The following is an 8,397-nucleotide window of genomic DNA, read 5'->3' as shown; positions in this document are numbered from 1 at the left end:
TGTGATGTGATCATCTTGTTGATTTTATTATTGGTACTTATAATTTAATGGTTTGGTATTCCTGATGTAAATTACTGTATGAGCATATATAAGATACTTTATGTGAATATCTTGTTCACGCACTTATCTATGGGCGTTATTAACTGAAAGGTAGGGAGGGAGGGAATTAATACTTTTGCATTTATACAAGGATGAGACTCATTTTACCTGATAAGAGTAATGATGAGAACATTGGCATCGTTAATAGTAAGAGAATAAAGATATTTTGAGGTATGCAAAAGTATCAGCAGGATTCTTCTATTAATCATGTCATCTGCATAAAGATCAGTGGAGTTAAGCATGCTTGAACACAACTTAGTAGCCGACGACCAAGTAACTAAAAAAGAAGGTAGTGATGTTCACTTAAGAAGTGTCGACCTCAATTTATTAACGGTTTTTGATGCTGTGATGCAAATGCATAATGTAACACGTGCAGCCCAGTCACTGGGGATGTCCCAGCCTGCGGTGAGTAACGCAGTCGCCCGCTTGAAAGTGATGTTTAATGATGAGCTGTTTGTTCGTTATGGCCGTGGTATCCAGCCTACCGCCAGGGCTCGTCAGTTGTTTGGCCCGGTTAGACAAGCTCTACAATTAGTTCAAAATGAGCTACCCGGTGCTGGCTTTGAAGCCAAAAAAAGTGGGCGAATCTTTAATCTATCTATTTGTAGCCCGTTAGATATTAGATTGACGGCACAAATAATAGAAAGTGTTAAGCAATTAGCGCCTAATGTTCAACTCATTATCAAATCTTATTTGAATGATAATATTGAGCATCAGTTACGTTATCAAGAGACCGAGTTTGTGATAGGTTATACCAAGTTTGAGCGCCCAGACTTCCATTACTTATCAATATCTAATGATGAGTCCGTTTTGGCGGTCTCAAAAAATCACCCCCGTATTGATAATTCAATTACGCAAGAACAGCTCCTTTCAGAGTCACACGCGGTAGTGTCATTGGATAAAATAGGTTCTTTCAGTGAGCATTATTATGAATCAGAAATAAGTGCTCAAACTATTGTATATGAAAGTACCGATATGAATAGTGTGCTTAATATTGTATCCCAAACTTGCTTTGTGGCTATTGCCCCTCGCTGGCTTGTTCAAACATACAGTGAAGCACTTAATCTGAAACTTATCTCTTTACCTTGGAAGGAAACATGCCGCCCATGTTATCTCACGTGGCACGAATCTACTGATAGAGATAAAGGCCATCAGTGGATGAAAGAGTTACTCAGCCAATTGGATACTCCTGAGTAATTACTTTTGTTAACCCCTGCTGCTGGAATCATATTATTTTCAGTGGCAGGTAAAGGTAACAACTAAATTAAAACATATTTTGTTTCCAGCCATTGGTCAGTTCAATACAACGTTATTGCCGTGTTTACCCATCACTCCTATGGTTCTAAACGCTCTCTTTTTCATCAAAGTCAATTTCAGCTCACACTTCTACTCTGAATTTTGTTTGCCATAGCCAATAGAGCAGGTAGACTGCGCGAAAAAAAGTGAACACATGTAAGCTGAATGCCAATTAGTGGTAAGTTGCAGTACACTTTAATGGATAATCAATACCCAATAGATTTCAAGGTGTAGCAAGGCGGTAAATGAAAGGCTCCCAATGAACGGACTCCGTCACGTGATTTGGATGAGCACCCGCCATCACACAGTAGCAACTTGGAAGACAGCAAGTATATAGCGAGCGGCGATGTTATGACCCACACATTAGAGCAATACCACCTTGTGCGCCGTCTGCGCCAACAAATCAGCCACCGTGCTGACCAGATAGCTTGGCGTGAATGGTCACCCGAGGGTGAAAAACAACTAAGCTGGCAGCAGGTTGACACGCATGTCACCCGGATTTCAGCAGCTTTGTTATCCCTCGGGGTTGCCATTCAGGAGCGTATTGGGATTTTTGCCAACAACAGTATGACTTGGTCGTTGGCGGATTTAGCTATTTTACAGTTGCGTGGCGTCAGCGTCCCACTGTATGCCACCAATACCAGCACTCAGGCGGCTTATGTGCTCAATGATGCCGATGTGCGTATTTTATTTGTCGGTGGACAGACACAATTTGATGTTGCCGCAACACTAAAGCCGCTGTGCCCGCAACTTGCTCAAATTATTGTATTAGACCCCGCAGTCGATTTGCGCGGTTGTGAATACGCCCAACACTTAGCTGATTTTGAGCAACAACCTGATGCGGTCCAACAGCACCTACTCACTACGCGTATAGATAGTTGCGACTTAAATGATTTATTCACACTGATTTATACCTCGGGTACCACGGGTGAACCTAAAGGTGTGATGCTGGATTACCGTAATATGGCAGCCCAGCTTTATTTGCACGATCAGCGCTTAACCCTGACAGCAGAGGATGTCTCTCTTAGTTTCCTGCCATTATCCCATGTGTTTGAGCGGGCGTGGAGCTTCTATGTAATGCATACCGGCGCACAAAATGTCTATATCAGCGACACTGATTGGGTGCGCTCGGCGATGCAGGTAGTAAAGCCGACAGTGATGTGTGCCGTCCCTCGTTTTTACGAGAAGGTATTCAGTGCCATCAATGACAAAGTTGCTCTGGCAAAATGGCATCGCCGGATATTGTTTCGCTGGGCGGTAGGTCGGGGTGAGCGCAAATTCCAAAGCCTGCAACGTGGGGAAACATTATCATTGTTATCCGAACAGCTGTACCAGCTGGCGGATCGTCTGGTGTTGAGGAAATTGCGAGGGGTGTTGGGGGGTAGAGTGCGCTTTTTACCGGCCGCCGGTGCTCGGTTAGATGACAATATCATCCTGTTTTTCCAGTCCATCGGTATCAACATTAAGTACGGCTATGGCATGACCGAAACCTGTGCCACCGTCTCTTGTTGGGAAGAGCAAGACTTCCGGTTCGGCTCTATCGGTAAGCCATTACCGGGGATTGATGTGCGTTTGGGCGCAGAGAATGAAATTCAGGTACGTGGCCCGATTGTGATGCGTGGTTACTTTAATAAACCGCAACAGACGGCAGAGTCGTTCACCGAAGATGGTTGGCTCAAAACGGGGGATGCCGGGGCGTTGGATGCTCAGGGTAATTTGTTTATCACCGAACGGCTGAAAGATTTGATGAAAACCTCCGGCGGCAAATACATTGCGCCGCAAATGATTGAGGGCACACTCGGTCAGGATCGTTTCATTGAGCAGGTCGCGATTATTGCCGATACGCGCAAATTTGTCTCAGCGCTGATTGTGCCCTGTTTTGAATCACTTGAAGAGTATGCTCGTTCGATAAACCTGAAATACCACGACCGGTTAGAGTTGTTACGCCATAGCCATATTGTCGGTTTGTTTGAACAAAGACTGAAAGATATGCAAAAAGAGTTGGCGATGTTCGAGCAGGTTAAGCGCTTTACGTTGTTACCACAGGCATTCACCATGGAAACAGGTGAACTGACACCGACGATGAAATTGCGTCGCAAAATCATTCTCCAGCGTTATCAGAATGAAATTGATTCGATGTACCGTGATTAATCGATAGTGTTATTACGTTGCTGTCTGTTGTTAACAGGCAGCCGCTGTTTTTCTGAACGTTCAGCACTTTCGCCACCTGGTTCGGTATCGCCCCCGGTTTTTTCTTCCTCCGATGCATAAAAATTATCAGCCTAATTAAGTTCTATGATTGGTCATCTTGACGGTGTTTAAACTAAGATCACTCCTTAACAGGCAGTGTTTTATGTTTGGAATGCGAGCAAAAACAGAGTGCGACCAACAGAATTGTCTTTAGCGCAGCGAATTGCCATTTGCCTGCCAGAAAATCTGACGTTATGTTAATAAGTTGGTTACGTTAAAAATAATAAATATAGGAATCAGGGCGTAGTGCCTTTCCTACAGGATCCCGTGGAAATGACTTCCCGTTATCCAATGAGCAAACAAAGCCTGGAGGCAAAACCCATGGAGATGTTGTCAGGAGCCGAGATGGTTGTCCGGTCGTTAATCGACCAGGGCGTGAAGCATGTATTCGGTTATCCCGGCGGGGCCGTACTTGATATCTACGATGCCCTGCACACGGTCGGCGGCATCGATCACGTGCTGGTACGCCATGAACAAGGCGCGGTTCACATGGCCGATGGTTATGCTCGGGCAACCGGTGAGGTTGGCGTGGTGCTGGTCACTTCCGGCCCTGGGGCGACCAATGCCATTACCGGTATTGCTACCGCGTATATGGATTCTGTACCGATGGTGGTGCTTTCCGGTCAGGTACCTAGCTCATTGATAGGTTACGATGCTTTTCAGGAATGTGACATGGTGGGGATCTCCCGCCCAGTGGTGAAACACAGTTTTTTGGTGAAGCGCACTGAAGATATTCCAATGGTACTGAAAAAAGCCTTCTATCTGGCATCGACTGGCCGCCCAGGTCCGGTCGTTATCGATTTGCCAAAAGATATCGTTGGCCCTGCGGTAAAAATGCCTTACGCCTACCCGGATCAGGTTAGCTTGCGCTCTTATAATCCCACGGTACAAGGCCATCGTGGGCAGATTAAACGCGCGCTGCAAACTATTCTGGCGGCTAAAAAGCCCATCATGTATGTCGGCGGTGGGGCGATTAATTCTGCCTGCCACGAAGAGCTGCTAGCTCTTGCTGAGCAACTGAATTTGCCGGTGACCAGCTCTTTGATGGGGCTGGGGAGCTTCCCGGGCACTCATCGCCAAAGCGTGGGCATGTTGGGGATGCACGGGACATTCGAAGCCAATATGGCGATGCACAATACGGATCTGATTTTTGCCGTTGGCGTGCGCTTTGATGACCGAACCACCAATAATCTGGCGAAATACTGCCCGAATGCCACTGTGGTACACATTGATATCGACCCGACTTCAATTTCGAAAACCGTAAATGCTGATATTCCGATTGTTGGTGATGCTAAACAAGTCTTGGTACAGATGCTGGAGCTGCTGTCTCAGATTGATTGCACACAAGATTGCGATAGTTTGCGTGATTGGTGGCAATCCATCGAACAATGGCGTGCCCGTAATTGCCTGAGTTACAACAAAGACAGCGGAAAAATCAAGCCGCAGGCAGTGATCGAAACCCTACATCGCCTCACCAGCGGTGATGCCTATGTCACCTCTGATGTCGGTCAACACCAGATGTTCGCCGCACTTTATTATCCGTTTGATAAACCACGCCGTTGGATTAACTCAGGAGGCCTTGGGACAATGGGCTTTGGCCTGCCGGCAGCGCTTGGCGTTAAACTGGCGTTACCAGACGAAACCGTAGTTTGCGTTACCGGTGATGGTAGCATCCAGATGAATATTCAGGAGTTATCTACTGCACTGCAATATAACTTGCCAGTGCTGGTGCTGAACCTGAACAACCGCTATCTCGGCATGGTGAAACAGTGGCAGGATATGATCTACTCTGGCCGCCACTCACAGTCTTATATGGATTCGCTGCCTGACTTCGTCAAATTGGCTGAAGCCTATGGTCATATTGGTGTTTCCATCCGCACGCCGGATGAGTTGGAAAGCAAACTGGCTGATGCCCTGACACAATTATCCGCGACCAAGCGTTTGGTATTTGTAGATGTGACGGTTGATGAAACGGAGCATGTTTACCCGATGCAGATTCGTGGTGGTGGCATGGACGAAATGTGGCTTAGCAAAACGGAGAGGACATAATTATGCGCCGCCGGATTTTATCAGTTCTACTGGAAAACGAATCAGGTGCCCTCTCAAGAGTGGTGGGCCTGTTTTCTCAACGTGGTTATAACATTGAGAGTTTAACGGTTGCGCCGACCGACGATCCTACACTTTCCCGCATGACGATTCAGACCGTAGGTGATGCCAAAGTTCTGGAGCAGATAGAAAAACAGCTACATAAATTGGTGGATGTACTGCGCGTCAGTGAGCTGGTTTCTGGCTCACATGTTGAACGTGAGATTATGCTGGTGAAGTTGCAGGCCAGTGGCTACGGGCGTGAGGAAGTGAAACGGTGTGCGGAAATATTCCGTGGGCAAATTGTGGATGTTACCGCCACGCTCTACACCGTCCAACTGGCGGGCACCAGTGATAAACTGGATGCATTCCTCAATGCGGTGCGGGAAGTGGCAGAAATTGTTGAAGTTGCCCGCTCAGGCATTGTTGGTGTGTCACGCGGTGACAAGATTATGCGTTAATGAAACTTATTAACACTGACTAATCTCCAATAATCAGGCTCGGCAGGTGTGTCGGGCTTTTTTTTTCTTATTTTTTAACCGAGATAGCGTTATAGGGCGGTTAAAGCGGTTGCTCAATAGTGAGTTCTGCGGTTAGATCTACAGTGTGCTATATCCGTAGTTAAACTATGTCTATAAATCGTGTGTTTTAGCCTGTAACACTGCGGTTTATTGGCGTATTGAGAAACGCTGGGATATTTAGCTCTGGCAGACATCATGCCTTTCATCACTTTATTGGGTTTATAAGGGGTTAATGTGAAACTGGATGAAATCGCGCGTCTTGCGGGCGTTTCGCGTACAACGGCCAGTTATGTCATTAATGGCAAAGCGAAACAGTACCGAGTCAGCGATAAAACAGTAGACAAAGTTATGGCGGTTGTCAGGGAACATAACTATCACCCAAATGCTGTTGCGGCAGGATTGCGCGCGGGCAGAACCCGCTCCATCGGTTTGGTGATCCCGGATCTTGAGAATACCAGCTATACCCGCATTGCAAATTATCTGGAACGCCAGGCGCGCCAGCGCGGTTATCAACTGTTGATAGCCTGCTCGGAAGATCAACCAGATAACGAGATGCGTTGTATCGAACATCTGTTACAGCGTCAGGTTGATGCCATTATCGTTTCTACCGCATTGCCCCCTGAGCACCCTTTTTACCAGCGCTGGGCTAATGATCCATTGCCAATAATTGCATTGGATCGGGCGCTAGATCGGGAGCATTTCATTAGCGTCGTCGGCGCGGATCAAGAAGATGCACTGATGTTGGCACAAGAACTGCGTGCCTTCCCGGCGGAATCTGTATTGTATTTAGGCGCGCTGCCGGAGCTGTCAGTCAGTTTCTTGCGTGAGATGGGATTCCGTGAGGCGTGGAAAGAAGATCCACGTAAAGTCGATTACCTGTATGCCAATAGCTACGAGCGCGAAGCTGCCGGTGTGCTGTTTGCGCAGTGGCTTAAGACCCACCCAATGCCACAGGCGTTGTTTACCACCTCATTCCAGCTACTACAGGGCGTTATGGATGTTACCTTAAAGCAAAGTGGGCGTTTACCCAGTAATCTGGCGATTGCTACTTTTGGTGATAACGAGCTGCTGGACTTCCTTGAGTGCCCAGTACTGGCGGTGGCACAGCGTCACCGCGATGTTGCCGAGCGCGTACTGGAGCTGGTATTAGCCAGTCTGGATGAACCGCATAAACCGAAACCGGGTTTAACCCGTATTCGCCGTAATTTGTTCCGCCGTGGCAGTTTGAGCCGCAAGTAACCGAGTAATAAACATTTCGGTTAAGACGCTTAATACCCAATAGATTTTATGGTGCAGGAGGCGGCAGCGGCTTCAACGAGGTGAGGCCCATGGATGGGCCGAGTAGTGAGCACAGCCAACACACCGGCACCATGAAAGATGACGGGTATTCAAATATAGCCCGCCACGCGGAACAATCGACGGCAATATTCCAGGAAATAGCCGTAAGCCACACCCATCGCCATCGAAACCAACGCGTTACTGGTAACCGCTGTAGTGATTTGCTCTAAATCAGCCCCGACCGACCACAAAATCATGGCATAAACCGGAGACTGGAAGCTGACATAGGCCAGTAAGTCTGCCAGATTCCGTGCCCAAAAATACTTGCCGACATGATGACGCGCAAAGCGGATAAAGGCATCCCGATACACCCCATAAGGCCAGGCAATAAGGATATTGACCGGTATTGAAACCAGGCGAGAAGAAAGAGACTGCTGGAAGGTCATTCCCGAGATCACGATTTCAATTATCATGCCGATGACAAAACAATACACGACCAGTGCAAAAGTNTCGGCTGCGGCACTACGCAGACGGGACCCAGTTGAAAACATTGTGATTAACTCCCTACTTGGGGGAAAAATCTGCTAAAACGCCAATTCATGAGATTATTAGCAGGATTTATATATTGCTCATCATTTGAATGTCAGGTGATTGTATTGCTTTTTTGCTTTTGATGTAGTTTACAGTGCTATTGTTTGTAATATAACCAGCTCAAAATTTTTATTTTTAACATTTGGCTGATTTTTATACTTTGTACTGTGAGGAATTGAGCTTTTGGTGGTTTTTTAAATGGTAAGGTGTCTTGTTTTACTTTAAAAACAGATAGTTGTGTTTCTACGTTATCAGCCGAGGGGGGCCGGCAAAGGTC

General features: G+C 46.9%; 7 protein-coding genes. 5 read left to right on the top strand and 2 right to left on the bottom strand.

What is annotated here, in order from left to right; translation table 11 throughout:
• The first annotated feature begins 339 nt into the window (after window positions 1-339).
• The 5 genes from leuO (at window position 340) to cra (ending at window position 7,490) form a co-directional block, all read left to right on the top strand.
• Entirely contained in the window at window positions 340-1,296 is a 957-nt protein-coding gene (gene leuO, locus V1952_RS17650) for a transcriptional regulator LeuO (RefSeq protein WP_372557998.1), read from the top strand.
• Between the two features lie 450 nt (window positions 1,297-1,746).
• Window positions 1,747-3,546: an AMP-dependent synthetase/ligase gene (locus tag V1952_RS17645; protein ID WP_420075228.1), complete on the top strand. Its 1,800-nt coding sequence runs from the start codon at window positions 1,747-1,749 to the stop codon at window positions 3,544-3,546.
• Between the two features lie 420 nt (window positions 3,547-3,966).
• Window positions 3,967-5,694, top strand: a complete 1,728-nt coding sequence (gene ilvI, locus V1952_RS17640) for an acetolactate synthase 3 large subunit (RefSeq protein WP_372559820.1) — start codon at window positions 3,967-3,969, stop codon at window positions 5,692-5,694.
• 2 nt (window positions 5,695-5,696) lie between these two features.
• Window positions 5,697-6,191 (top strand): acetolactate synthase small subunit, encoded by a 495-nt coding sequence (ilvN, locus tag V1952_RS17635; RefSeq protein WP_004388986.1) that lies wholly within the window; start codon window positions 5,697-5,699, stop codon window positions 6,189-6,191.
• 294 nt (window positions 6,192-6,485) lie between these two features.
• On the top strand, window positions 6,486-7,490 hold the full coding sequence (gene cra, locus V1952_RS17630; protein ID WP_420075227.1) for a catabolite repressor/activator: 1,005 nt from the start codon (window positions 6,486-6,488) through the stop codon (window positions 7,488-7,490).
• 149 nt (window positions 7,491-7,639) lie between these two features.
• Here the strand turns inward: cra and V1952_RS17625 are convergent, their stop codons facing one another.
• A complete protein-coding gene (locus tag V1952_RS17625) occupies window positions 7,640-8,080 on the bottom strand; it encodes an L-alanine exporter AlaE (protein ID WP_420075226.1) in 441 nt (146 codons plus the stop codon).
• Between the two features lie 137 nt (window positions 8,081-8,217).
• A partial coding sequence (locus tag V1952_RS17620) for a hypothetical protein (RefSeq protein ID WP_420075225.1) occupies window positions 8,218-8,397 on the bottom strand: 180 nt, incomplete at its 5' end.

This window comes from Yersinia sp. 2542 StPb PI, assembly GCF_048593855.1.
Lineage (GTDB): Bacteria > Pseudomonadota > Gammaproteobacteria > Enterobacterales > Enterobacteriaceae > Yersinia > Yersinia enterocolitica_E.
This window is presented reverse-complemented; position numbering and strand designations above follow the sequence as displayed.

Bases quoted from the DNA above. Each gene is read 5' to 3' on its own strand.
- ilvI (WP_372559820.1), top strand. From the start codon at position 3,967: ATGGAGATGTTGTCAGGAGCCGAGATGGTTGTCCGGTCGTTAATCGAC.
- leuO (WP_372557998.1), top strand. From the start codon at position 340: ATGCTTGAACACAACTTAGTAGCCGACGACCAAGTAACTAAAAAAGAA.
- V1952_RS17645 (WP_420075228.1), top strand. From the start codon at position 1,747: ATGACCCACACATTAGAGCAATACCACCTTGTGCGCCGTCTGCGCCAA.
- ilvN (WP_004388986.1), top strand. From the start codon at position 5,697: ATGCGCCGCCGGATTTTATCAGTTCTACTGGAAAACGAATCAGGTGCC.